At 63.8% G+C, this 23,359-nt stretch carries 22 protein-coding genes; 7 read left to right on the plus strand and 15 right to left on the minus strand.

Going from position 1 to position 23,359, the window contains the following annotated elements; all coding sequences use genetic code 11:
• Window positions 1–795: 795 nt before the first annotated feature.
• Window positions 796–1,692, plus strand: coding sequence for a DMT family transporter (locus JQ553_RS06930; protein ID WP_212499156.1), 897 nt, complete (start codon window positions 796–798; stop codon window positions 1,690–1,692).
• A 32-nt stretch (window positions 1,693–1,724) separates the two neighbouring features.
• On the opposite strand, the gene JQ553_RS06935 is transcribed toward JQ553_RS06930, so the two are convergent.
• Together JQ553_RS06935 and JQ553_RS06940 are read right to left on the minus strand one after the other, a co-directional pair.
• Window positions 1,725–3,962 (minus strand): CHASE3 domain-containing protein, encoded by a 2,238-nt coding sequence (locus JQ553_RS06935; RefSeq protein ID WP_212499157.1) that lies wholly within the window; start codon window positions 3,960–3,962, stop codon window positions 1,725–1,727.
• A gap of 20 nt (window positions 3,963–3,982) precedes the next feature.
• On the minus strand, window positions 3,983–4,387 hold the full coding sequence (locus tag JQ553_RS06940) for a response regulator (RefSeq protein ID WP_212499158.1): 405 nt from the start codon (window positions 4,385–4,387) through the stop codon (window positions 3,983–3,985).
• Window positions 4,388–4,590: 203 nt separating this feature from the next.
• On the opposite strand from JQ553_RS06940, the gene JQ553_RS06945 reads away from it, so the two are divergent.
• The gene (locus tag JQ553_RS06945) at window positions 4,591–5,487 is read left to right on the plus strand and encodes a DMT family transporter (RefSeq protein ID WP_212499159.1); all 897 of its coding nucleotides are present in this window, start codon (window positions 4,591–4,593) and stop codon (window positions 5,485–5,487) included.
• A 52-nt stretch (window positions 5,488–5,539) separates the two neighbouring features.
• On the opposite strand, the gene JQ553_RS06950 is transcribed toward JQ553_RS06945, so the two are convergent.
• Entirely contained in the window at window positions 5,540–6,190 is a 651-nt protein-coding gene (locus JQ553_RS06950) for a BA14K family protein (RefSeq protein ID WP_212499160.1), read from the minus strand.
• Window positions 6,191–6,473: 283 nt separating this feature from the next.
• Between JQ553_RS06950 and JQ553_RS06955 the strand changes: the two genes are divergently transcribed.
• Window positions 6,474–6,884 (plus strand): NADH:ubiquinone oxidoreductase subunit NDUFA12, encoded by a 411-nt coding sequence (locus tag JQ553_RS06955; RefSeq protein WP_212499683.1) that lies wholly within the window; start codon window positions 6,474–6,476, stop codon window positions 6,882–6,884.
• Window positions 6,885–7,231: 347 nt separating this feature from the next.
• On the opposite strand, the gene JQ553_RS06960 is transcribed toward JQ553_RS06955, so the two are convergent.
• Window positions 7,232–7,921 (minus strand): DJ-1/PfpI family protein, encoded by a 690-nt coding sequence (locus JQ553_RS06960; RefSeq protein WP_212499161.1) that lies wholly within the window; start codon window positions 7,919–7,921, stop codon window positions 7,232–7,234.
• 111 nt (window positions 7,922–8,032) lie between these two features.
• Here JQ553_RS06960 and JQ553_RS06965 point away from each other — a divergent pair, with 111 nt between their 5' ends.
• Together JQ553_RS06965 and JQ553_RS06970 are read left to right on the plus strand one after the other, a co-directional pair.
• The gene (locus tag JQ553_RS06965; RefSeq protein WP_212499162.1) at window positions 8,033–8,971 is read left to right on the plus strand and encodes a GlxA family transcriptional regulator; all 939 of its coding nucleotides are present in this window, start codon (window positions 8,033–8,035) and stop codon (window positions 8,969–8,971) included.
• Window positions 8,972–9,179: 208 nt separating this feature from the next.
• The gene (locus JQ553_RS06970) at window positions 9,180–9,416 is read left to right on the plus strand and encodes a hypothetical protein (protein ID WP_212499163.1); all 237 of its coding nucleotides are present in this window, start codon (window positions 9,180–9,182) and stop codon (window positions 9,414–9,416) included.
• 202 nt (window positions 9,417–9,618) lie between these two features.
• Here the strand turns inward: JQ553_RS06970 and JQ553_RS06975 are convergent, their stop codons facing one another.
• The 5 genes from JQ553_RS06975 to JQ553_RS06995 form a co-directional block, all read right to left on the minus strand.
• Window positions 9,619–10,059 (minus strand): hypothetical protein, encoded by a 441-nt coding sequence (locus tag JQ553_RS06975; protein WP_249144014.1) that lies wholly within the window; start codon window positions 10,057–10,059, stop codon window positions 9,619–9,621.
• Window positions 10,060–10,380: 321 nt separating this feature from the next.
• Complete coding sequence (locus JQ553_RS06980) at window positions 10,381–11,214, minus strand: substrate-binding domain-containing protein (protein WP_212499164.1); 834 nt, start codon at window positions 11,212–11,214, stop codon at window positions 10,381–10,383.
• Between the two features lie 31 nt (window positions 11,215–11,245).
• Window positions 11,246–11,944, minus strand: coding sequence for an ABC transporter permease (locus JQ553_RS06985; protein WP_212499165.1), 699 nt, complete (start codon window positions 11,942–11,944; stop codon window positions 11,246–11,248).
• A gap of 134 nt (window positions 11,945–12,078) precedes the next feature.
• On the minus strand, window positions 12,079–13,302 hold the full coding sequence (locus JQ553_RS06990) for an SLC13 family permease (RefSeq protein WP_212499166.1): 1,224 nt from the start codon (window positions 13,300–13,302) through the stop codon (window positions 12,079–12,081).
• Window positions 13,303–13,500: 198 nt separating this feature from the next.
• Window positions 13,501–14,445 (minus strand): alpha/beta hydrolase, encoded by a 945-nt coding sequence (locus JQ553_RS06995; protein ID WP_212499167.1) that lies wholly within the window; start codon window positions 14,443–14,445, stop codon window positions 13,501–13,503.
• Between the two features lie 437 nt (window positions 14,446–14,882).
• On the opposite strand from JQ553_RS06995, the gene JQ553_RS07000 reads away from it, so the two are divergent.
• Entirely contained in the window at window positions 14,883–15,890 is a 1,008-nt protein-coding gene (locus JQ553_RS07000) for a DUF2155 domain-containing protein (protein ID WP_212499168.1), read from the plus strand.
• Here JQ553_RS07000 and aat read toward each other — a convergent pair.
• Window positions 15,887–16,567, minus strand: a complete 681-nt coding sequence (aat, locus tag JQ553_RS07005) for a leucyl/phenylalanyl-tRNA--protein transferase (protein ID WP_212499169.1) — start codon at window positions 16,565–16,567, stop codon at window positions 15,887–15,889. The genes JQ553_RS07000 and aat overlap by 4 nt on opposite strands.
• 208 nt (window positions 16,568–16,775) lie before the next feature.
• Here aat and JQ553_RS07010 point away from each other — a divergent pair, with 208 nt between their 5' ends.
• Window positions 16,776–18,224: a DASS family sodium-coupled anion symporter gene (locus tag JQ553_RS07010; RefSeq protein ID WP_212499170.1), complete on the plus strand. Its 1,449-nt coding sequence runs from the start codon at window positions 16,776–16,778 to the stop codon at window positions 18,222–18,224.
• Window positions 18,225–18,237: 13 nt separating this feature from the next.
• Here JQ553_RS07010 and JQ553_RS07015 read toward each other — a convergent pair whose 3' ends face one another.
• The 5 genes from JQ553_RS07015 to accB all read right to left on the minus strand — a co-directional run bounded on the left by JQ553_RS07015 (window position 18,238) and on the right by accB (window position 23,311).
• Window positions 18,238–19,323 (minus strand): sensor histidine kinase, encoded by a 1,086-nt coding sequence (locus tag JQ553_RS07015; protein ID WP_212499171.1) that lies wholly within the window; start codon window positions 19,321–19,323, stop codon window positions 18,238–18,240.
• Complete coding sequence (locus tag JQ553_RS07020; protein ID WP_212499172.1) at window positions 19,320–19,760, minus strand: response regulator; 441 nt, start codon at window positions 19,758–19,760, stop codon at window positions 19,320–19,322. The genes JQ553_RS07015 and JQ553_RS07020 overlap by 4 nt, the downstream gene beginning before the upstream one ends.
• The gene (locus JQ553_RS07025) at window positions 19,757–21,289 is read right to left on the minus strand and encodes a CHASE3 domain-containing protein (protein WP_212499173.1); all 1,533 of its coding nucleotides are present in this window, start codon (window positions 21,287–21,289) and stop codon (window positions 19,757–19,759) included. The genes JQ553_RS07020 and JQ553_RS07025 overlap by 4 nt, the downstream gene beginning before the upstream one ends.
• Before the next feature lie 106 nt (window positions 21,290–21,395).
• Complete coding sequence (gene accC / locus JQ553_RS07030; RefSeq protein ID WP_212499174.1) at window positions 21,396–22,751, minus strand: acetyl-CoA carboxylase biotin carboxylase subunit; 1,356 nt, start codon at window positions 22,749–22,751, stop codon at window positions 21,396–21,398.
• Window positions 22,752–22,825: 74 nt separating this feature from the next.
• Complete coding sequence (gene accB, locus JQ553_RS07035; protein WP_212499175.1) at window positions 22,826–23,311, minus strand: acetyl-CoA carboxylase biotin carboxyl carrier protein; 486 nt, start codon at window positions 23,309–23,311, stop codon at window positions 22,826–22,828.
• Window positions 23,312–23,359: the final 48 nt, after the last annotated feature.

Below are 23,359 nucleotides of genomic sequence, written 5' to 3' on the forward strand. Positions count from 1 at the left end.
CGTCTCTTCGCTGGCCGGCCCGCGTTTTTCGCGGTTGCCGGAATGTTACCCCTTGCGAAATCAGGGATACGCGCTTTTCACCCGCACTCCCGTCATCCGCAGCTCAGCCGGTGGATCCGGCCTGTTCCCCTCAACCGCGGGAATCCGGCTTGCACCGGCCCTGCGGCGGCACGCCCTGGACCACCCGAAGCGGGTCTTCCAGGTCCGTGCATTCAACGCCCCAACACGTCACGCGACACGCTACTCAACGCATCTTTGAACGCATCTTCTCGGGCCGGTTCCGGCCTCTTGTTGCTGGCCTTTCGGCCCGTTTTCGCGTCCCTGAGCTGATCAAAAATCAGGGCAGGCAAGCCCTTCACCCGCGGCGATAAAGGCCGGCGGAGTGGTCATTTTGGACCCTTTTGGGAGCGACCGGCGGGGACCCAAACACACTCGCGCCGAACAGGATGAAAGCTAGGCCAAATCCGTCACGCCCGTCAAGAACTAGTACGAGTTCCTGAATCAAATACTAAATATGGTGGAAAGTGGAGGATAACAGGGGTCAATGCCGCGCCTGTGATCGCAGCAAGTATCAGTGAGTCCTCAGGGATTCCCAAGCGGAAAAAATCTCTCATGCGCTGTGGAGGAAAGCTTCGCCCATTGTTCACAGGGGGACTATTTATTCGCGCCGCCGGATTGAACTTTCGGGACTCACGTAAGCCTACGGACAAACGACGCAGCAGGCATGTCAGGCGCGTGATGGTCCAGCGGCCAAATCGCGGGCAGGGTGACCTCTGATTCCATTCGCCGGATCCCATGACGAACTTGAAGCCAACGACGCGGGCGCGCATGGCGCCTGCCGGCCTGATGTTCCTCGCCATCACCTCGGTCGGCTGGGGCTTCAACTGGCCGGTGACCAAATTCCTGCTCGGTGAGCTACCTCCGCTGACGCTGCGCGGCACGACCGGGGTGATCGGCGCGGCGTTGCTCGCGCTCCTGGCGCTGCTCCGCTCTCAAAGCCTGGCGGTCGAGGCGCGGCTGTGGCCGCGGCTTGTGCTGTACTCAGTGCTCAACGTCACCGGCTGGATGGTGCTGATGGGGCTCGCGCTGCTGTGGCTGCCGGCGAGCGAGGCGGCGCTGATCGCCTACACCATGCCGGTATGGGCTTCGCTGCTCGCGTGGCCCGTGCTCGGCGAGCGTCCGACGCTGTTGCGCGCGCTCGCGCTCATAATGGCCTTCGCAGGACTGGCCGCGATCATGGGCGGCAACGGCATTTCCGCAAGCGCGGACAAGCTGCCGGGCATCATCATGGCGCTGTGCGGCGCGTTTGGCTTTGCTCTCGGCACGGTGCTGGCGAAGAAGTATCCGGTTCAGATGCCGCCGATTACGGCCGCGGCCTGGCAGATCGGCCTCGGCTGCCTGCCGGTCGCGCTCGCGGGCCTCACTATCGAAACCACCAATCTTGATCGCGTCACGACGCTCGGGTGGTGGCTCTTCGGCTATTCGACCGTCATCCAGTTCTGCATCGCCTATGTCAGTTGGTTCGCAGCGCTGGCGCGACTGCCGGCCTCGATCGCCGCGATCGGCACCATGGCGGTGCCCGTGATCGGCGTGGTGGCGTCGGCAATTGCGCTGAAAGAGCCGCTGGGTGCGACCCAGATCGCCGCGCTCATCTTCACGCTCGCCGGCGTCGTGCTCGCGACGCGGTCGTAGCGCCCCGTACTTGCGGAGACGGGCAAGCGAGATCACTTGCCAAGCGCCAACTCCACCATGCTGGCGAGCTGCGACTTCCGATATGGCTTTGCCAGCAGCAGCACCCCCTCGTCGAGACGGCCGTGATGCACGATCGCGTTCTCGGTATAACCCGAGGTGTAGAGTACCCTGACGCCCGGCCGCCGCTTGGCCACTTCGTCGGCGAGCTGCCGGCCGTTCATGCCGCCGGGCATGATGACGTCGGTGAACAGCAGGTCGAACGGATCGCCCTTGTCGACGATGGCGAGCGCGGCGCGGCTGTCAGCCGCGGCGATCGTCCGGTAGCCGAGGCTTGCGAGCTGCCCGGTGACGTAGTTGCGTACCAGCGCATCGTCCTCCACCACCAGGATGGTCTCGCTGCCGCGCCGTGCCGGCGCCGCCGCGGGCGCTTCCACCGCCGCCTGGCCGCGCGCCGGCGGCAGATAGAGCTTGATCGTGGTGCCGTGGCCCTCCTCGCTGTAGATCTTGATGTGGCCGCCGGACTGCTTGACGAAGCCGTAGACCATGCTCATCCCGAGGCCAGAGCCCTTGCCGACTTCCTTGGTGGTGAAGAACGGCTCGAACACCTTGTCCTGCACGGCATGCGACATGCCGGTGCCGGTATCGCTGACCGCGAGCATGACGTAGCGGCCCGGTGTGACGTCAGGATTGGCCGTTGCATATGCGTCATCCAGCACGATGTTGCTGCTCTCGAACAACAGCTTGCCGCCGTCGGGCATCGCGTCGCGCGCGTTGATTGCCATGTTGAGCAACGAGTTTGCGAGCTGCGACGGGTCGATATGGACGTTGGCCACATCCGGCGCGAGCGCGGAACTGATCTCGATTTGCTCGCCGAGGGTGGGTCGCAACAGCTTGGCGATGTCGAGCACGGTCGCGTTGATGTCGACGGTGCGGGGTTCAAGCGGCTGGCGTCGCGCGAAGGCGAGCAGATGCTGGATCAGCTCGCGGCAGCGCTCGGCTGCACGGTCGATCAGCTCCGCGGTCTGCAGCAGCGCCGGCTGGCTGCGCAGGCTGTCGACCAGCGTCTCGGTGGTGCCGGTGATGATCGTGAGCATGTTGTTGAAGTCGTGCGCGACGCCGCCGGTGAGCTTGCCGATTGCGTCGAGCTTCTGCGACTGTTGCAACTTGTGCTCCATTTCGCGCGAGGCGGTGATGTCGTGATAGACCAGCGCAGCGCCGGTGACTTTGCCGTCTGCCTCGCGCAACGGGCGGCCTGACACCACCAGATGGAGCTGGCGACCGCCGCGCAGCGAACGCGCGATGAATTCCAGGTCGTCGAATTCCTCGCCGCGCAACGCCCTGGCGGACGGCATGTCGCCGACCTGCATCAGCGTGACGCCGTCGGCATGGAGCACGGTGCTGCGCGCGCGCAGGGCCTGGACCGTCATGCCGGCGCGATAGCGCAGCATCTTCTCGGCGGCCGGATTGGCGAGCAGCACGTTACCGGTGGCGTCGATCACAAGCACCGCCTCGGCCATTGTATGGAAGGTGGTCTCCATCACTGAGGTGGAGCGGCGAAGCTCTTCGAGGGCTGCGCCGAGATCCTTGGTGCGTTCGGCGACCTTGGCCTCGAGTGACAGGTTGGCGGCCTTGGTCGCGCTCAGCGCGTCCTGCAGTTCGCGGCTGGACCGCCGGGTCGCGGCCGTCATTATCGCCGTGAGAATCAGGATCAGCAGCGCGCCGAGCAGGTCGATCGCCAGCAGCAGGCTGCCGTTGGTCTTCGATCGGTCGCTACGGACCGCAAGCAGCCGGCGCTCCTCGGTGACAACGCGCTCGAGCGTCGCCAAGATTTTGTCCAGCTGTGCGCGGCTTTCGCCGCCGGCCAGCATTTTTGCGATGCCGTCTCCGTCGCCGGAATTGCGTAACCTTATCATCTCGCCACCAAGCGCAACTTCTCGATCGACCTGTCCCTTGGCCTCCTCAAGCAGGTGTGCTTCGTCGGGATTGTCCTTCACTGCCGCGATCAGGTTGCCGAAAGCCGAGGTGAGAGAAGCGCTCGCCTCCTGATATTCCTTCGCAAACGTCGTATCTCCGGTCAGCGCGAAGCCGCGCGCCGCACTTTCCACGGCATGCAGCAGCGGCCGCATGTCCGAGATCTTCTTGAGCACGCCGAGCGTACGGTCCAGTGACTGGGCATCGCTGCGCGACTTGACGTCGAGCCCGATCGACGCCGCACTAATCACGAGGAGGATGGCAAGACCGCTGCCGAGGATGAGACGCTGGGAAGCCATTGAAGCTTTGGTACGGACAATTATTTCGAGAGGCGAGCGGAAGGCGTCGACTTGACGAGACACTCGTTGACGGCGGCGACCAGCGCCTGCGGCGTAAAGGGCTTGCGCAGGCACGCCGAGGCGCCAAGCTCGATCGTCATCCGCAGGAAATCCGGCGCGCGGTCGGCATTGGCAAAGGCGTAGCCGGACATCGCGATGACGGGGATGGTGGGAGCTCGTTCGTGGAAGATGCGGATCGCCTCGAAGCCGCGCATATGCGGCATGAAGACGTCGACGAGCATCACGTCGAAAGTCGCGTCTTGCAGCGCGCGCATGCCGGCCTCACCGCCGTCTGCGACGGTGACTTCGAAGCCTTGCCGTTGCAGGCAGACCTCGATGGCGACGCACACCATCGGGTCGTCATCGACGACGAGCACGCGCGGCACGGTGCATCCTCATTTTAGGGCTTTGCGTGCCGACGACTCGCTTGGCCCGTTTTACGATTAAGGCGGAACGGCGACAGGTAGTCTGTATGATAGAATGCATATGTGGTTTGCTGACAAGCAGATTTCCAATAAGTCGTGTGTCACATCACCTGCATTTGTCCAACCCTAGATTACAGGCTCAGATTACCTCGGATTACGGGTCCATGACTGCAGTTCCCATCGCCGGGCGTGCCCGGATGTCGCCGCTCGGCGCCGCGTTCCTCGTCGTCGCGTCGATCGGCTGGGGTCTCAATTTCCCGATCATGAAGTACCTGTTGACGGAGTGGCCGCCGCTGTCGTCGCGCGGGCTGTGCGGTATCGTCGGCGCGATTGCGCTCGCCCTCTTCGCGGTCGCTCGGGGCCAGTCACTGCGCGTGCCGGCGAAGATGGGGCTGCGGCTTGCATTGGTGTCGACCTTGACACTTGGCGGCTGGGTTGCGTTCATGGGGCTGGCGCTGATCTGGCTTCGCGCGAGCGAAGCGGCGGTAGTTGGAATATCGATTCCCGTGTGGGTTGCGTTGTTGGCCTGGCCGATTCTCGGCGAGCGCGTGTCGCTGTTGCGTGCGCTGTCGCTGGCGGTCGCCTTGATGGGCATTACCGTGTTGATCGGCGGTGCTGGCGTTGACGCCAGCCTGGAAAAGCTGCCCGGTATCCTCTGCGCGTTGGCCGGCGCGGTCTGCGTTGGGCTTGGCACCGTGCTGACCAAGCATTTCCCGCTCGCGATGCCGCCATTGTCGCTGGCCGCCTGGCAGATCGGGATCGGCTGCCTGCCGGTCGCGATCATCGGGATGCTCGTCGAGCAGCCTCAACTTGCGGCGCTGACGCCGCTCGGCTGGGCGTCGATGATCTACCTGACGCTGATCCAGTTCTGCCTCTGCTATGTCTGCTGGTTCGCAGCACTCGAGCGCTTGCCGGCTGCCACGGCCTCGATCGGAACTCTGCTGGTGCCCGTGGTCGGCGTACTCGCGGCGGCGGCGATGCTGCACGAGCCGCTTGGGCCGCGGGACATCGCTGCTCTCGTGGTGACGCTCGCCGCTGTAGCGGTCGCGCTGCGTGGATGAAAAAGGGCGGCGCTCGCGCCGCCCTTTTCGCAATCGGGAACTCGATCGGTAGCTACGGGCAGGGGTGCCGCTGGCCGTCGTAGCCGAGATAGGTGCCTGACGCCGGGTCGTAGGATTTGTAGCGCTGGGCGCAATAGGTCGCATCGCCGCCCGGTGCTGCCTCCACGGCGACAGGGGCGCTGTCGTCATAGTAGTAGCCATCGTCATAGTAACCGGGACCGTAATAGTAGCCCGAACCATAATAGGCGTTTGAGGCGAGCGCGCCGCCGACCAAAGCGCCTGCGGCCAGACCGGGATAGAACCCGCCGCCGCCGTAGTAACGGCGATGGCCGCCGCTCCATCCTCCGCCATGCCAATTGCCACCGCCGCCTCTCCATCCGCCGGTCGGAGGTGCGCCTCCGCCAGCGAAGCGGGGTCCAGACGGCGCGGCGACGGCCGGGCCGCCGCCAGCGCGCACGCCGCCAAATGCCGCGGCGTTACCGCCGCCGCGGAAGGCGCCAGCGCCCGGGCTTGCGACCGCTCCTCCGCGGAAGCCTCCGCCGCCAGCACCAGGGCTTGCGACCGCGGCCCGGCCACCACCTCCACCGGCCGCGTGGCCCTGCGCCGGCCCCGCCGGACCCTGGGCGAAACTTTCACTCGGCACTACCAGCGGCAGCGCGAGCGCCAACGCGGAGGCGACACTTAAAACCTTAAGATCAATCATAGCTGGCTCCATCTGCGGTACACGATCCAACCCCTTCTGGCGGCGCAGGTTCCGAGCCTGCGCATGGATTATGCGCAACGCGGAGACTGAAAGATTGGTTCTGTACGCTGCATGAATGGCTTGCGCCGAGCCCGCGACATTTGGCCACCAACGATCGGTATCACCGGATTGGCATCGCGGCGTGATCGACCCCACGCGAACGGCGCTGTCCCTCGCTGGACTTTTGGAGATTGAGGTGGCATCACAGCCCAACTGCCTCGAACTGACGATCGATCTGTCGCGCATGAAACAATTCCTGCTCAAATTCTTCACGTGGTGGAACGGCCAGACCTTTGGCACGCAATTGTGGACCTGGCGCTTCGGCGAACTGGTCGGTGAGGATGAGCAGGGCAACCGCTACTATCGCACCGCGGGTGGCAAGATCGACCCGACGCTCGGCTTCGAGCGACGCTGGGTCGTCTATAACGGCTATGCCGAGGCCTCGCGCGTGCCCTCGGGCTGGCATGGCTGGCTGCATCACACCGTCGATGTTCCGCCAACCGAACAGAACTATACGCCGCGCGAATGGGAGAAACCGCATGTGCCCAACATGACCGGCACGGCGCAGGCCTATCGTCCGTCCGGCTCGACGCTCGCGAGCGGCCGCCGTCCTAAGGCCACGGGCGACTATCAAGCTTGGACGCCCGGAAGCTGATCCTCCACGGTCACGCCTGAAGCGTCGTGCAAGCAAATCTTTGCGTGCACTGCACCATACCTGTGGACAACGGTAACAGCGGGGACGGGAGCGCTGCGGGCGACGATGCGCGCTTGCGCTCGGCCTTCGTTCGCGGCTCAATAGAGCCATCTTACGGAGATGGAAGACCATCGCGTCGGTTCGGGCTCCAGGTCGCGACTGTCCCGATAAGCAGCGGCTTCCGAGTAGGAGACGGCCGGGAGATAGGCCCCCGGTGCAGACTTCCTGAAATCGCCCGCTAATGTTGAAGCCACCGTGAGAAAGGAAAGGCCGCCCGGGAAACCGAGGCGGCCTTTTTCTGTCGCGCGTTACGATGCGAGACGTGCGGCGGCGCGCCCCATCAATTCGCTGCGACGCGCCTGCGCGGGCGCAATTCGCTCCTTCATGACGGCGAGGATCTCGGCCGGCGCGGTGTCGGGCGAGCCCGCGTTGAAGGGCGGCGCCGGGTTGTATTCGAGCCGAAGCTGAATCGCCTCCGCGGTCTTGCGGTCGACCAGCTCAGAGACCAGCGTCAGCGCAAAATCGATCCCCGCGGTGACGCCGCCGCCGGTGAAGCGGTTGCGGTCGACGCAGACGCGCGTCTTGGTCGGGATCGCGCCGAATGCCGGGAGGAAATCGATTGCACTCCAATGCGTGGTGGCGCGGTAGCCCTTCAGCAGGCCGGCGGCGCCGAGCACCAGCGATCCCGTGCAGACCGACGTGACATATCTGGCGCCGGCGGCCTGCCTGCGCAGGAAGCCCAGCATGTCCTCGTCGCCGACCATGTCGTCGGTGCCGAGGCCACCGGGCACGCAGATCACGTCGAGCTGCGGGCAGTCGGCAAAGGTCGTGGTCGGCGTCAGCACCATTACCGAATCGGTCGCGACAGGTTCGATGCGTTTCCAGATCAGATGCACCCTGGCGCCGGGCACCGAGGAGAACACCTGCAGCGGACCGGTGAGGTCGAGCTGGGTCACCTTCGGGAAGACGAGCAGTCCAATCTGCAGCGGGGCGGACATCATGGCCTCCAATCAGCGCTTGACGGCGCCAAGATGCCATGGTGGCCTGTTGTCCAAAATGCCAAATTTCCCTCATTTTAAGACATTCCTTGCCCGGAGGAGGATTTGACGATGATCGGTGTCCTGATCTTTCCCGACTTCCAATTGCTCGATGCGGCCGGCCCGATCGCGGCGTTCGAGATCGCCGCGCGCTTCGCCAATACCGCGCCGGCGATCCGGACGGTCGCTGTGAAGGCCGGGCCGGTACGAAGTTCGTCCGGGGTCGACATGATGGCGCGCGGCTTCAAGCCCTCAGCAGCAATCACGACGCTGATCATCGCCGGCGGCAACGGCGTGCGTACGCCGGCCACCTGTGCGACGACACTTTCCTTTGTCCGGCGGCTAGCCAGCCGCGGCGCCCGTGTTGCGAGCGTCTGCTCCGGCGCCTATGTGCTCGCCGAAGCCGGCCTGCTCGACGGCCGCCGCGCCACGACGCATTGGCAGCGCACCCCGCATTTCGTGAAGGCCTATCCGAAGATCAAGCTCGAGCCGGACCAGATCTTTGTCCGCGACGGCAACATCTGGAGCTCGGCCGGGATCACCGCCGGCATCGACCTGTCACTCGCGATGATCGCGGAGGATTATGGCGACGAGGTCGCGCAGAAGACGGCGCGGCAACTCGTGCTCTACCATCGCCGCAGCGGCGGGCAGTCGCAGTTCTCCTCGCTTCTCGAATTGAAGGCGCCGAACGGCCGCTTCGGGCCGCTGCTCGCCTGGGCCCGCGAAAATCTCGGTGCGCCGCTGACGGTCGAGGACCTGGCCGACAAGGCCGGGATGAGCTCGCGGCATTTCACCCGCGCCTTCATTGCGGAGACCGGCACAACGCCGTCGAAGGCAGTGGAGCGGCTGCGCATCGAGGTCGCGCGGCAGCGCGTCCAGTCGTCAGGCGAGGCGATCGAGCGTGTCGCCGAAATCACCGGCTTTCGCGATCCCGAGCGGATGCGCCGCGCCTTCATCCGCGCCTTCGGCCAGCCGCCGCAATCGCTGCGGCGGGCGGCGAGGGCTGGCTAGGTCGCGTCGCAAAAAATTCGGCTGCGCTCGGTGGACATCACGACATCCACGTTCAGATGCAGTTTGAGTTTGGGACAGCTTCGTTGCCCGATCTCATTGCATTCGCGCAGTCCATGCCTGTCGCGTTGCTGTTGAACCTGCGCGAAGTTCCCGTGACCCATATTAAGTAGGCTTTTTAAGTGGGCTTTGGGGACCCGGAGAGGTTCTGATGACGAAGCATCGAACGATTACTGGGGTCGTGGCCGTCGCTCTGCTCGCTGTTGCCGCCACCGCCGCCACCATGAAATCGCACTCGCCCTGGACCGACGGCATGGTTGCGTCCGGAACGACGTCGAAAAGCATTTCGGTTGACGCTAACGAGCTCGCGCCCGCGGATTTCGCCACCCGCTGGTCCGCCTTGACCTCGACAACAGACACGGCTGAGCGCGCGCCCGACGCCCGCTAGGGCGGCGCTGTCGCGAACAGTGATTGCAGTCGTGGCGCAAAAAAGCCCCCGCCGAAGCGGGGGCCTGATGTGCAATCGGTCATGCAATGAATGGAATTTACCAGTTTCGCGTCGCCGGGGCGGCGCAACCATTGACCTAAGATCAACTCAAGATCGCAGTAACCACGGGCGCTGATTACAAGACGCGGCCGTAGCCGAATTACTACTGGGTCAATGTGTCAGTCGCGATTTTCTTCTTAAGTGTTTCGCAGGTATCCCGAACTTCTGTGGTCATCAACGAGACGGCTTCGATTTGCAGGAAGAAGCGCTTACCTTGATCGCGATAACCTGCAGCGAATTCCTTGATTTCCGCGACCATGTCATGGACGCCAGCCACCATCGCCTCGCACTTCTTGGCGGCCAACTGCAATTCTGTTCCAAGCGCCTCGATCTCTTTCACTGCCGCTTCGTATTCGCGTACGACGGCTTCGGCTGACAGTTTGCCAACCTCGTTGACGCCGTTGCGGTGCTCGACGTAATCCGGCATCGGTGAGAGAGGCCGAACGTTGCCGCGGGGGCGGGGCGGACCCACCGTATTCATTTCGCGCTCCAATTGCTCCAACTCCAGGGGGGCGCGGGTACGGACTTCTGCACTAACACTCATACGAACGCTCCATAAGTTGTTACGGCAAATGGAGTTTACCAAGGTCAATGGATTTGTCTCGCTTTTCCACATCTTTGAAGTAAAGGAATTGTGCACTGCAATATGCTTTGCGGTATCACGGATGGCGGCCAAGAGCCCCGGATGACCAAGTACTGAAGCAAATGATACCGCTGTCGCCTTGCGGTGCAGTCATTGCGGCGGCTGGACGCAGGCAAGTACCCAAACGCGTGCCCGCGAGCGCTCGCGCCTGTCGCCGCCGAGCATTGACCCTGCGGTTGATTGGGCCCGGGGCGCGCTTAGGGAACCCGACCGGACCATTTCCTAGGCATTGGGATCGTTCGCATTGGGATAGAACAGCTGTTGGCCTTCGATCTTGTAATCGGCGATCGCTTTCTGCCCCTCTGACGAAATCAGCCAGTCGATAAAGCGTTGACCCGCCTCCTTCTTCACCGTGGGGTGCTTGGCTGGGCTGACCAGCATCACGCCATATTGGTTGAACAGGCGCTTGTCACCCTCGACCAGGATCGTGAGGTCGCCGCGATTCTTGAACGCCAACCACGTGCCGCGGTCTGAGAGCACATAGGCGTTGGACGCCGAGGCGGTATTCAGTGCGGCTCCCATTCCCTGGCCAATCTCCTTGTACCAAGGGCCGCGGTCTTTCGCGATATCGACCCCTGCGTCCTTCCAGAGCGCAAGCTCGGCGATGTGGGTGCCAGAGCGATCACCACGAGATATGAAGGGTGCGGCTTTCGTCCTTATGGCTTGCAGCGCAGCGGCGACGTCGCGGCCCTTGATCCCTGCCGGATCGTCTTTCGGTCCGACCAGGATAAAGTCGTTGTACATGACCGGATAGCGCTTCACGCCGAACCCCTCAGCGAGAAACTTCTCTTCCGCCGACCTGGCATGAACGAGTACGACGTCCGCATCACCACGGCGCGCCGTGTCGAGGGCCTGCCCCGTTCCTTGCGCGAGCACCTTGACCTCGACGCCGGTCTTCTCTTTGACAATCGGCAGCAGGTATCCGAACAGCCCCGAATCCTGCGTTGACGTCGTGGAGGCAACAACGATCGTTTCGTCTTGTGCCGAGGCGGAAACACTCAACGAAGCCAGCAGAATGATCGCAAAGGCACGGAGTGAACGACACCAGTGGGTCACGGGCGCCTCCTACAAAGAATCGTTTCAGGTCTCACCGACCCGTCAGGAAGCGCCCGAAAGAATAACTCAGTGCGCTCACGGTCATCGAAAGGATAATCAGAATAATGCCGAGGGCAAGCGCCAAGCTCAACTCGCCTTTACTTGTCTCCAGCGCTATCGCAGTTGTCATCGTGCGAGTATAGCCCCGAATGTTGCCTCCCACGATGATGATCGCACCGACCTCGGCGATGGCCCGACCAAATGCGGCTAGAAAAGCCGTTATCAATCTTTCGCGTCCGATGTTCAGAACCGACCCCGCGGCTCGCAAGCGCGAAGCGCCATCAACCAGCAGTACGTCTCCGTAGGTGGCCCAGAGGTCCACCATCATGCGGTGTACGAGCGCAATAACGATCGGGATGCCGAGGATGGTCTGCGCGACGATCATGGCCGTCGGCGTGAACAAGATTCCTAAGGCCCCCAATGGTCCGGACCGCGACAGGAGCAGGTAAACGGCAAGGCCCACCACGACGGGCGGCAATCCAAGCAAGGCGTTGGCGGTAACGATCAAGGCGCCCTTGCCCGGGATACGGTAAATGACCAGCGCCGTGCCGAAGGGAACTCCGATCGCAAAAGCGATAGCGGCTGCTGACAGGCTAACGCCGAGCGACAGGACCACAACCTCGCGCAATTCGGCATCGAGATGACCGATGAGGGTAGCGGCCGTACCCAAGGCTTGGACAAAATCATTCATTTCGCATTTCTAATGCCATACGTCGCAATCTCGCAAAATCCGGGAGGTCCTCCGTGGGGTCGAAACCGGTGGTCGTCGTGGTAGAAAGGGCATGCCGGTTCGACAACGGGTAGCGCGGGCATATTGCGGAGATTCTAATGCGGGGCGTCGGGATGCCAGCCGACACAGGCCAGCATCACGAAGAAGCCGACGACATAGGCGACAATGATCGGCCAGCCCTGAGTGATCCATCGCACGACGGATTTGGCCTCCGGGTACATGTTCGACACGGCCACGCCGGCCGAGGAACCGAACCACACCATCGATCCACCAAATCCGACCGCGTACGCCAGGTGGCCCCAGTCGTAGCCGCCTTGCTTCAGCGCGAGTGCGGTCAGCGGAATGTTGTCGAACACCGCCGAGACGAAGCCGAGACCAAGCGCGGTTGGCCAAGACGCTGCGGGCAATCTCTCGACGGGCATCATCGATGCCGCCGTCACGAGCGCGAGCAGGAAAATGGTGCCTTTGAGGGTTTCACGCATCACCGACCAGTCGGGGCGCCGCAGCGCCGCCGTGATCAGGATCGCGAACCATACCGCAAGCCCGAGCACAGGCAGCGCATCGAGCACTGCCGGGAATTTCAGATTGGCCGTGACGTTGGCAGTCAGTGCGGCGAGCAGGATAGCCGCAACGACCGCAACGCGCATCCAGTCGATGTTCAGGCCCGACGGCGCGTCCTTCACGATCGGGGAAAAGCGATGCTGCTGGAGCGATGCCGGCACGGCAAACACAAGCATGGCAGCGACGGCGGCGATATAGGCCTCCAGGACGCTGAATGGACTGATGCCGTCGATCCACATCATGGTCGTCGTGGTGTCACCGACCACACTTCCGGCGCCACCCGCATTGGAGGCGGCAACGATGGCTGCGAGATAGCCGATGTGGACCCGGCCGCGAAAGACGTGGCGGGCGACGGTCCCTCCGATCAGGGCCGCTGCGATGTTGTCGAGGAAGGCCGACAGCACGAACACAATCACGAGCAGACTCAGCGGACCCTTCCAGTCGTCAGGCAGCACTGCGGGCATCTCATCGGGAATTCGGCTCTCCTCGAAATGGCGGGACAGCAGAGCAAATCCCATCAGGAGCAGGAACAGGTTGGCGAGCCCGACCCAATCGTGCTGCATGTGGTGGGCAAGGCCCGCCACGCCCGTTCCGAACTTCGCGAAACCCGTGAACAGGAGTTTGTAGACGACGATGGCTGCGAGACCGCTCAACGCGACCGCAAGCGTGTGATGGTGGAACAAGGCGACGCCGAGGAGCGTCAGTCCGAACAGGATGAAGTCGAGCGGAATACCGAAGACGATGATGGGTGTGAGCAATGAAATCTCGATGGGTGTGGCCTGCTGGCTGCGTTGAGACGACCTGGCTGGCGCACTATCGCGCACCGCCGGGAAGTTCAACGCGCGTTATCGCCGCAAGACCAAGGCTGCACGACTCTGCTTCGCGCGTCCGGTGCGTCGATCGAGCGACCGGCGTGCGAAATTCCGGCGACCCGTCAAACGATCCGTCGATCTGGCTCAATTCAAGCTCCTCAGCCAGCCGCTGATCTCGGTGACGGCTACATTGGCCTGGCTGAGCAGTTTGCCCATGGTGAAGAAGCCGTGGAACTGTCCGGCGAAGTGACGGTAGGTCACGCTCACGCCAGCGTCGTTCAGGAATTTGGCATATTCGTCGCCTTCGTCGCGCAGTGGATCGGCCCCGGCGGTCAGCACATAGGCCGGCGGCAATCCGGCGAAGTTCGCCGCGCGCGCGGGGGAGGCACGCCAGTCGGTGGAGTCGGCGCCGCCGAGATAGTGATCGCAGAACCAGCCGATCACCGAATGCGTCAGGAGGATGCTGGTCTCGGGCTCGCGGTGCGAAGGATGCTTTCGCGAGAAATCGGTCGCGGGATAGATCAGAAGCTGGCCGGCGAGCTTCGGCCCCCCTCCGTCGCGGGCGATGAGCGCCACGACGGCCGCGAGATTGCCGCCGGCGCTGTCGCCGCCGACGATCAGGCGAGAGGCGTCGATGCCGAGCTCACTTGCGTTGGCGGCAATCCACCTGGTCGCGGTCACCGCGTCATCGACGGCGGCGGGATATCGGTGCTCAGGCGCCAGCCGATAATCAACCGAGATCACGATCAGCTCGCCCTCATGCGCGAGCTTCTGACACACCACCTCGTGGGTATCGAGATCGCCGATCACCCAGCCGCCGCCGTGGAAGAACACCAGGCACGGTGCAACACCAGCGGTCTTGCGCAGCGCCTTCGGCGTGTAGACGCGCGCGGGAATGGAGCCGTGTGGTGCAGGGATCGCGAGCGGTTTGCTCGACTGGAGCGCGGGCGGTTCGGGATTCACGACGAGGCGCGCGGCCCGGTAATATTCGCGCGCTTCCGGTGCGGTGAGCGTCTCATAGGCGGGGCGGCCGGCCTCCTGGAACGCCTTGTAGACAGCGGCGGCATCGGGATCGAGAACGACGGGCATTGAGGAAAACCTTCTGGCGGTGGTGAATTGAAGCGTCGAGCGGCGGTGCGGCCGCCGTCAATGAGTGTCGGGCCGGCTCCCCCGCGGTCGGCTCCGACAATCCGCGCCGCACTCGGCACGCAAATGGAGCGTCGCGGTTCCCATGACGCCGGCAGCACCGGTGACGACGGCGACCCAGCCGTCGAGACGGATGCGATCTGGCATGGTGATTTCCCCTGGCTGGTCCGGTTCGTCCGGATTTTCCTCGTTCTCGCGCAACCCGCGCGATTTCAGCGGAACGACTATCCCATGTGTTCGGAGGGCTGACCAGTGGCCGGGGAGGGCGGCAAACCGCCCTTTCCCCGCCGTATTCGCCGTGTTAACCGGTGATCCTGCGAGCGGCCGATATAAAGGTAAACTGTCGCGAGCCCGATTCGCCTGTTGCAGCCGCGCGAGAGATGTTTCGAACCATTGCCCTCACTGGCTTTGCGGCCCTGATCGCCGCCTCGACCGTCGCGCTTGCGCCGCCCGCGCGCGCGCAAATCGGCACGATTTTCTCCGATCCCGCGCCGCGACCGCCCGGCGCTATCCCGCGCGGTGGTCAGGTGCAGCAGCCCCCGAGCGATGACGACGAGGAAGTGCCGGAGTTGCCGCGTGGCCGGCTGCTGCCGACGCCGAACCGGCCATTGCCGCCGCCGCAGCAGCAGGGGGCGGGCGTGCCGCCGCCCGGCAGCGTGCAGTCGCAACCGCTGGCGCCGCCGCCCGGCACGACAGTTGCGCCGCAGAACCAGCCCGGCGTCGCAGTGCAGCCGCCGCAGCCGGGCGGGCCCAGCATCGCCAACGCGCCTCCCGGCCAGAGCCCGGCGCCAGGCCAGCCACCCGGGCAGCGCCAACCGAAGAACGTGCCGCAATCGCCGGCCACGCTGCAGCCGGGCGATGAGGTCGTGAGCGAGCCGCCTTCGACCAAGATCACCAACAAGAAGGCAAGCTTTTCCGGCCTCGACAAGATCACCGGACGCATCATCAATTTCGACGAGGATATCGGCGAGACCGTGCAGTTCGGCGCGCTGCGCGTGAAGACTGACGCGTGCTATACGCGGCCTTCGACGGAAGCCGCCAACACCGATGCCTTCGTGGAGGTCGACGAGATCACGCTGCAGGGTGAGGTGAAGCGGATCTTCTCGGGCTGGATGTTTGCCGCCAGCCCCGGTTTGCACGGGGTCGAGCATCCGATCTACGACATCTGGCTGACCGACTGCAAAGGGCCCGATCAGACCATTGTGACCGCGGCGCCCGATCCGCCGAAGCAGCCGACGCCGCCGCCTCCGCCGGCCCAGAAGCGTCCACCGGCGCAGAAGCAGGCGGCCCCGCGTCCGCCGCAGCCGCAATTCCAGCAGCAGCCGCCACCTCCGCCGCAACAGCAGCCGCGGCCGGGCGGATTGTTCGGCGGCCTGTTCGGGAACTAGCCGCGCTCGGCGATGATCGCCAGCGCCTCCGCGCCCTTGATCGGCTGCGTGGCATCGAGCATCAGGAACTCGGCGGGCACACCCATGATCGCCTTGTCGAGCAGCGCGCGGTAGCGGCGACGCGGAATTTCGATCGCGCCGAAGGTTTTCAGGTGCTCGGTCACATATTGCGTGTCGAGCAGTTCAAATCCGCCTGCGATCAGGCGCGCCACCAGATGCACCAGCGCGACCTTGGAGGCGTCGCGCGCGACGTGAAACATGCTTTCCCCGAAGAAGGCACGGCCGAGGCTCACGCCATAGAGGCCGCCGACGAGATCGCCGTCTTGCCAGACCTCGACGCTGTGGCAATGGCCGATCGCATTCAGCCCGAGATAGAGATCGCGGATGCGCTTGTTGATCCAGGTGTCGTCACGGCCGGGCTGCGGCGCCGCGCAGCCGGCGATCACGGCCTTGAACGCCTTGTCGACCGTCACGGTGAACACGTCCGAGCGCACGGTGCGGGCGAGTCGTGAGGCGATACGGAAGCCGTCGAACGGGATCACGCCGCGCAGTTCCGGCTCGACCCAGAACAGGGTGGGATCGTCGGCGCTCTCGGCCATCGGAAAGATGCCGCAGGCATAGGCGCGCAGCAGAACTTCGGGCGTGATTTCGGAAGAGGAGGAGTCGCGGGACGTCATGCGGAAGAGGATAGCAAAGGCGGCCTGGCCTTGCGATGGGCTCCGTCATGTCCCTGGGGCACGTCGAGGAGGCCGCCAGTTCGTCCACAAGCCGAGCCGTTCGTTCGCAGGCCGTAGGGCGTGACTGCGACTCTATGCTACGTTGCAATGAAAATGGTGACGCCGGGGACGCGGCGGTGGCTCGCGTTGCCAGGGATGAAACGAGGGGATGGGCTTGAAGATTTCCTGGAGAAAGTTTGCGCCGCTGATCGTCTGGCTGGCGCTATACCTGGTTCCGGTTCCGGAGGGGCTGAACGCCAATCAGTGGCACTATTTCGCGCTGTTCGGCGCCGTCATCACCGCCTTGATCCTTGAATCGATGCCGGTCGGCGCAGTCGGGCTGATCGGGCTCACGATTGCCGGCATCAGCGGCTATGTCGAGCACGACCCGAACAAGTCGCTGCGCTGGATGCTTAACGGTTTCTCGGAAAGCACGGTCTGGCTGATCGTCGGCGCCTTTGTTTTCTCGATCGGCTACCGCAAGAGCGGGCTCGGCCGCCGCCTCGCGCTGATGCTCGTGCACGCGCTCGGCCGCCGCACCATCGGGCTCGGTTATGCAGTGGCATTCTCGGACCTGGTGCTGGCGCCGGCGACCCCGTCCAATACCGCGCGCTCGGGCGGCACCATCTATCCGATCGTCAGTAACATTCCGCGCATCTATGGTTCCGAGCCTGGCCCGACCGCCGGCAAGATCGGCACTTTCGTCATGTGGACGGCATTCGCGACCACCGCAGTCACAAGCTCGCTGTTCCTGACGGCGCTGGCGCCGAACGCGGCAGCGCTGTCGATCGCAAAGAAGATCGTCAACGTCGAGGTTAGCTGGTCGGAGTGGTTCATCGGCTTCGCGCCGCTCGGTATCCTGTTGCTGCTGCTGGTGCCGCTCTTGAGCTACCTCGTCTGCCGGCCCGAGATCAAGGAAAGCCCGGAGATCGTGGCGTGGAGCAAGAACGAGCTGGCGGCCATGGGACCGCCGTCGCGTCATGAATGGATCATGGCCGCGCTGGTTCTGCTCGCGATGTTCTTCTGGATCTGCGGCTCCAATCCAAACATCAGCCTGCCGCTGCTCGGCTCCAACTTCATTAACGCCACAATGGTGGTGTTCGTCGTGATCTCGCTGATGCTGCTCTCCGGCGTGATCGCGTTCGAGGACATCGTTGCCGAAAAAAGCGCTTGGGAAGTATTCTTCTACTTCACCTCGCTGCTCACGCTGTCGTCGGGGCTGAACGAGATCGGCTTCATCAAATGGGTTGCGGAGGGCTATGCCAAGCCGCTCGCGGGCATGTCGCCGCTGATCGGGATGATCCTGCTCGTCTCGTTCTTTTTCTGGATCCACTATTTCTTCTCCAGCATCACTTCGCACACCGCGGCGGTTTTGCCGGTGGTGCTCGCCGTCGGCTCCAGCATTCCCGGCCTGTCCGTGCCGACTTTGATGCTGCTGTGCGTTTATTCGCTGGGACTGATGGGCGTGATCTCGCCCTACGCCACGGGACCGGCGCCGATGTATTACGGCAGCGGCTATATCGGGAAGGGTGATTTCTGGAAGTTTGGCCTGATCTTCGGGCTGATCTACTTCGCGGGGTTGCTGCTGATCGTGCTGCCCTGGTTGCAGATGGTTTGAGGCGCGTCGCACGCTACTTGGCAGCGGCGCTTGCCTCCGGCGCCGCCGCGACGCGGCGGAAACGGACCAGCACGCGGGTGCCCTTGTGGCCCGGATCGCGCTCGACGCTGGCGTCGAGCTTGGAGGCCATCGCGGCGACGATGCGCTGGCCCATTCCGGTCCCGCGCGGGCCGGTCTTGTCGCCGAAGCCGATGCCGTCATCGGTGATCGACAACAGGAGATCGGCACCTTCCGGCTTGAGCTCGACATGGATCGGTCCGGCACCGTCGGGATAGGCGTATTTCACCGCATTCATCACCAATTCGTTGACGATGATGCCGATCGCGACTGCGCGGTCCGGATCAATCTCGATCGGATCGGCGTTCACCGTCAGGCGTGACATCTTGTTGCCTTCCGCGGATCGCCGCAGATCTTCCAGCAGGGCCTCGAGATACTGGTTGAGCATTACGCTCTTGAAGTCGTGCGAGGTGTAGAGGCGACGATGCACCTGTGCGACCGCGGCGACGCGGCCCATGGCGTTGGTCAGCGCTGCCTTGACGTCCTTCTGCGTCGCGGAGTTGGCCTGAAGATGGAGCAGCGAAGCAATGATCTGGAGCGAGTTGCCGACGCGGTGATTGACCTCGCGCAGCAGCACTTCGCGCTCGGCCGCGAGAGCCGCATAGCGGTCGCGCGAGGCGTGCACTTCGGCCTCCGCCTCGTCGCGGGCCTTCTGAATCGCGGCCTGCCGGATCGCGCCGTTGACCGCAACCTGGAGCAGTGGAATGAACTCGCCCCTGACATCCTTGACCAGATAATCGGCGGCGCCGGCCTTCAGTGCAGTGACGGCGATCGCAGAGTCCTGCGACGCCGTCACGAACACCACCGGCGGAGCGCCCGGGACTTTCAGGATCCGCTCCAGCGTCTCCAGGCCATCGAGGCCCGGCATGTACTGATCGAGCGCGATCACGTCGATGCCGCCCTGGGCGAGACGATCGAGACCCTCCTGGCCGCTCGCCGCATGCACGACCTTGAAGCCGAGGCGCGTCAGGCCGCGCTCGACCAGGCGCGCCAGCGCGGCGTCGTCGTCTATATAGAGCAGTGTCGGCGTCGCTGACATCATGTGGCGGCTGGTGGAACCTGAATGACGGAGAAGAACAGGCCGAGCTGGCGGATCGCGTTGGCGAAGCTTTCGTAGTTCACCGGCTTGGTAATGTAGACGTTGCAGCCGAGCTCGTAGCAGCGCTTGATTTCCTGGGAGTCATCGGTCGTGGTCAGCACCACCACCGGCGTGGACTTCAGATATTTGTTCTCCTTGACCCGCTTCAGAATATCGATGCCGGTCGTATCGGGCAGATTGAGATCGAGCAGGATGAGCAGGGCCCGGCCCTTGTGCTCGGCGCCCGTCCCATCGGCGCCAAAGAGATAGCTGATGGCCGCTGTACCGTTCGTGAACGGCACGATCTCATTGTTGACACCTGAGCGCCGGATATTCCGCTCAATCAGGCGAGCATGGCCCTCATCGTCCTCAATCATGATGATGGTGACTGGATTGCTCATGATTTGTTGTCCCGCTGCTTTTCCGTCCAGTTGATTGGCAGTGTTATCGTGAATTTGCTGCCCTTGTGAAGTTCCGAGGCGACCGACATGGTTCCGCCCAGCCGGCGCACCAGCGCCCGGACATGGGCGAGCCCGATGCCCTGTCCGGGCTTGTCCTGGGTTCCCGCGCGGCGAAACAGGTCGAAAATGCGCTGATGGTCCTTGGGGTCGATGCCGCGACCGTTGTCCGCGATCTCGAAGATCGCAAAGCCGAGCTTGGTCCGCCCCTCGATCGAGATCTCGCCGGGTACGCCGTCCCTGAGGTATTTAAGTGCGTTGTCGATCAGATTCGAGAAGATCTGCTCGAGCGCAAGACGGTCGCTCGCGATATTCGGCAGCGCGCCGACATGGATCGTGGCTTCGGCCTCAGCCGCCTGATGCGCGACGGTCTTCGTGATTCCGTTGATCAGCGCGCAAACATCGATTCGCTCCGGCTTGAACTGGCGCCGGCCCTCGCGGGTGAGGTTGAGGATCGCCGTGATCAGGCGGTCCATCTTTGCAATCGAGGATTTGATGAAGCCGAGCGACTCGTTGAAGTCGTCGGACAGCTGCTTGTCCCCTCCTTCGAGCTCGGGCTCGGCGCCCGCCGTCGCATCGTCCGGTGTTGCGGGTGCAAACGCAGCGGTGCGGCTGAGCGCCGCGATCCGCCTGAAGATGTCGCCGCGCAACTCCTCCAGCTCGCTGGTGAAGCCCATGATGTTGACCAGCGGCGAGCGCAGATCGTGACTGACGATATAGGCAAAGCGCTGGATCTCGTCATTGGCCTCGCGCAGGTCCGCGGTGCGCTCGTCGACGGTCGTTTCGAGCGTGACGGCGAGGTCTCGCAGCTTGGCTTCGGCCTCATCGCGGACCCGTGCGGATCGGCGCAGCAGGAAGACCGCAACGGCGCCGAGCGCGATTACCATGCAGGAGCCGGCAATGGTGACGGTGGAGGCGAGAATCTGCGTTTGGTCGACGTTGGCGGTCCGCCTGGCAAACAGCCGATCTTCCTGTACGCGCATCGCCCGCGATACATCAGTGATCGCCTGCACTGTTTCGATCGAAGCACTGTCGCGCAGAACATCGATGCTCGCGGCAACATTGTTGTCCTTGACGCTGTCGATGGCGCGCGCGAAGTCGGCGAGCCGCTGACGCATCAGATCGTTCAATTTGGCGATGCCGGCCATCTGGTCCGGATTGTCACTCACCAGTTTGGCGAGTTGCTCGAGCGCCGGGAGAACACTATCCCTAGCGGTCTCGTATTCGCTGAGATATCGGGGCGCCGATGTAAGCTGGTAGGCGCGTGTTGCGCTCTCGGCGCGGCGGATTTCGAGCAGCAGGCTGGAGATCTGGTTCTCGACCTCGACCGTATGGACGAGCAGCGAGTTCTGCTCCCGTGCCTTGTTGACCAGAATGACGGACGACACGCTGACTGCGACCAGCACCAAAAATCCCGCCGCCAGCAGCAGGGCCTGCAACATCGCACGCCAGCGTCGTGAATCAGGCGCCACGATGGTCTCGCGTTGTCAACGAACTGCAGCTCAATGCGGTCTCTGGAAATGCCCCTAACCCAGTCAAACGCCCAACTGAGGCATCGGGTTCCATCGGAATCCGCAATTACTTCCCGTCGCCCGGTTCACCGGCGAGATACTGCTCCAGCCAGTGAATGTGATAGTCGCCGTCGATGATGCTGGGTTCGCGCACCAGGGCGCGGAACAGCGGCAATGTCGTCTCGATCCCGTCGACCACCATCTCGTCCAGCGCGCGACGCAGCCGCATCAGGCATTCGCCGCGCGTCTTGCCGTGCACGATCAGCTTGCCGACGAGGGAATCGTAATAGGGCGGGATCACATAGCCCTGGTAGACGGCGGAATCGATCCGCACGCCGAGGCCGCCCGGTGGGTGGAATTGCGAGATCCGCCCGGGCGAGGGACGGAATGTCTGCGGATTCTCCGCGTTGATGCGGCATTCGATGGCGTGGCCGATGATCGCGACCTCGTCCTGCCTCACCGGCAACTCGCCGCCGGCGGCGATGCGAATCTGCTCCAGCACGAGATCGATGTCGGTGATGCTCTCGGTGACGGGATGCTCGACCTGGATGCGCGTGTTCATTTCGATGAAATAGAACTCGCCGTCCTCATAGAGAAATTCGATGGTGCCGACGCCGAGATACTTCATGTCCCGCATCGCCTTGGCGCAGGTCTCGCCGATCTTGGCGCGGGCGGCGGTGGACAATACCGGCGAGGGACCTTCTTCCCAGACCTTCTGATGGCGGCGCTGCAGCGAGCAGTCGCGCTCGCCGAGATGGATCGCGCCGCCACGGCCGTCGCCGAGAATCTGGATCTCGATGTGGCGCGGCTTCTGCAGGTATTTCTCCAGGTAGACCGATGCGTCGCCAAAAGCCGACTTGGCCTCGTTGGCCGCGGTCGAGAGCGCAAGCGCCAGGTCGGCCTCGCTGTGTGCGACCTTCATGCCGCGCCCGCCGCCTCCGGCCGCGGCTTTCACCAGCACCGGGAAGCCGATCGACCTGGCGATTCCCATGGCGTCCTGCTCCGACGTCACCGCGCCTTCGGAGCCCGGCACCACTGGAATGCCGAGCCGCTTGGCGGTCTTCTTGGCCTCGATCTTGTCGCCCATCAGGCGAATATGCTCCGCCTTCGGCCCGATGAAGTGCAGATTGTGGTCGGCGAGGATTTCGGCGAAGCGCGCATTCTCGGACAGGAAACCGTAGCCGGGATGCACCGCATCCGCGCCGGTAATCTCGCATGCCGCGAGCAGCGCGGGGACGTTGAGATAGGAATCCTTCGACGGCGGCGGGCCAATGCAGACGCTCTCATCCGCAAGCCGTACATGCATGGCGTCGGCATCGGCGGTGGAATGCACCGCAACGGTCGAAATGCCGAGCTCCTTGCAGGCGCGCAGCACGCGGAGGGCAATCTCGCCGCGATTGGCTATGAGGATCTTGTCGAACATGGTGTCCTGTAGCGAGTGGCGAGAGGCGAATAGGGACGCGCGATGCCATTCGCTACGCGCTATTCCCCATTCGCCTACTCAATTATCACCAGCGGCTCGCCGAATTCGACGGGCTGGCCGTCCTCAACGAGGATCTGGGTCACCGTGCCCGCGCGAGGCGACGGAATCTGGTTCATCGTCTTCATCGCCTCGATGATCAGCAGCGTCTGGCCGGCCGATACTTTCGAGCCGACTTCGATGAACGGCTTGGCGCCCGGCTCGGGTGCCCAATAAGCGGTTCCGACCATCGGCGAGGGGACGACGCCCGGATGCTTTGCAAGGTCGGCTGCGGCCGCGAGCGGGGCAACCGCAACGGCCGATGCGGCAGCCGCAGGGACCGACGCGACCGGGACCGACGCCGCAATCGTGATGTTGCGCGCGACGCGCACACGCAGGCCGGCGCGCTCGATCTCGATTTCCGTCAGATCGGTCTCGGCGAGCAGCAGCGCGAGCTCGCGGATGAGCGCGCTGTCGTCGCTCCTGGTCTTTGCGGCTGATTTATCGTCTGGCTGGCGCGCCATGATGTTGATCCGGAATCTCTGTCGGGTAATGGGGAACGTCAGGACTGA

Origin of the sequence: Bradyrhizobium lablabi, assembly GCF_018131005.1 — a bacterium.
GTDB classification, from domain to species: domain Bacteria; phylum Pseudomonadota; class Alphaproteobacteria; order Rhizobiales; family Xanthobacteraceae; genus Bradyrhizobium; species Bradyrhizobium lablabi_D.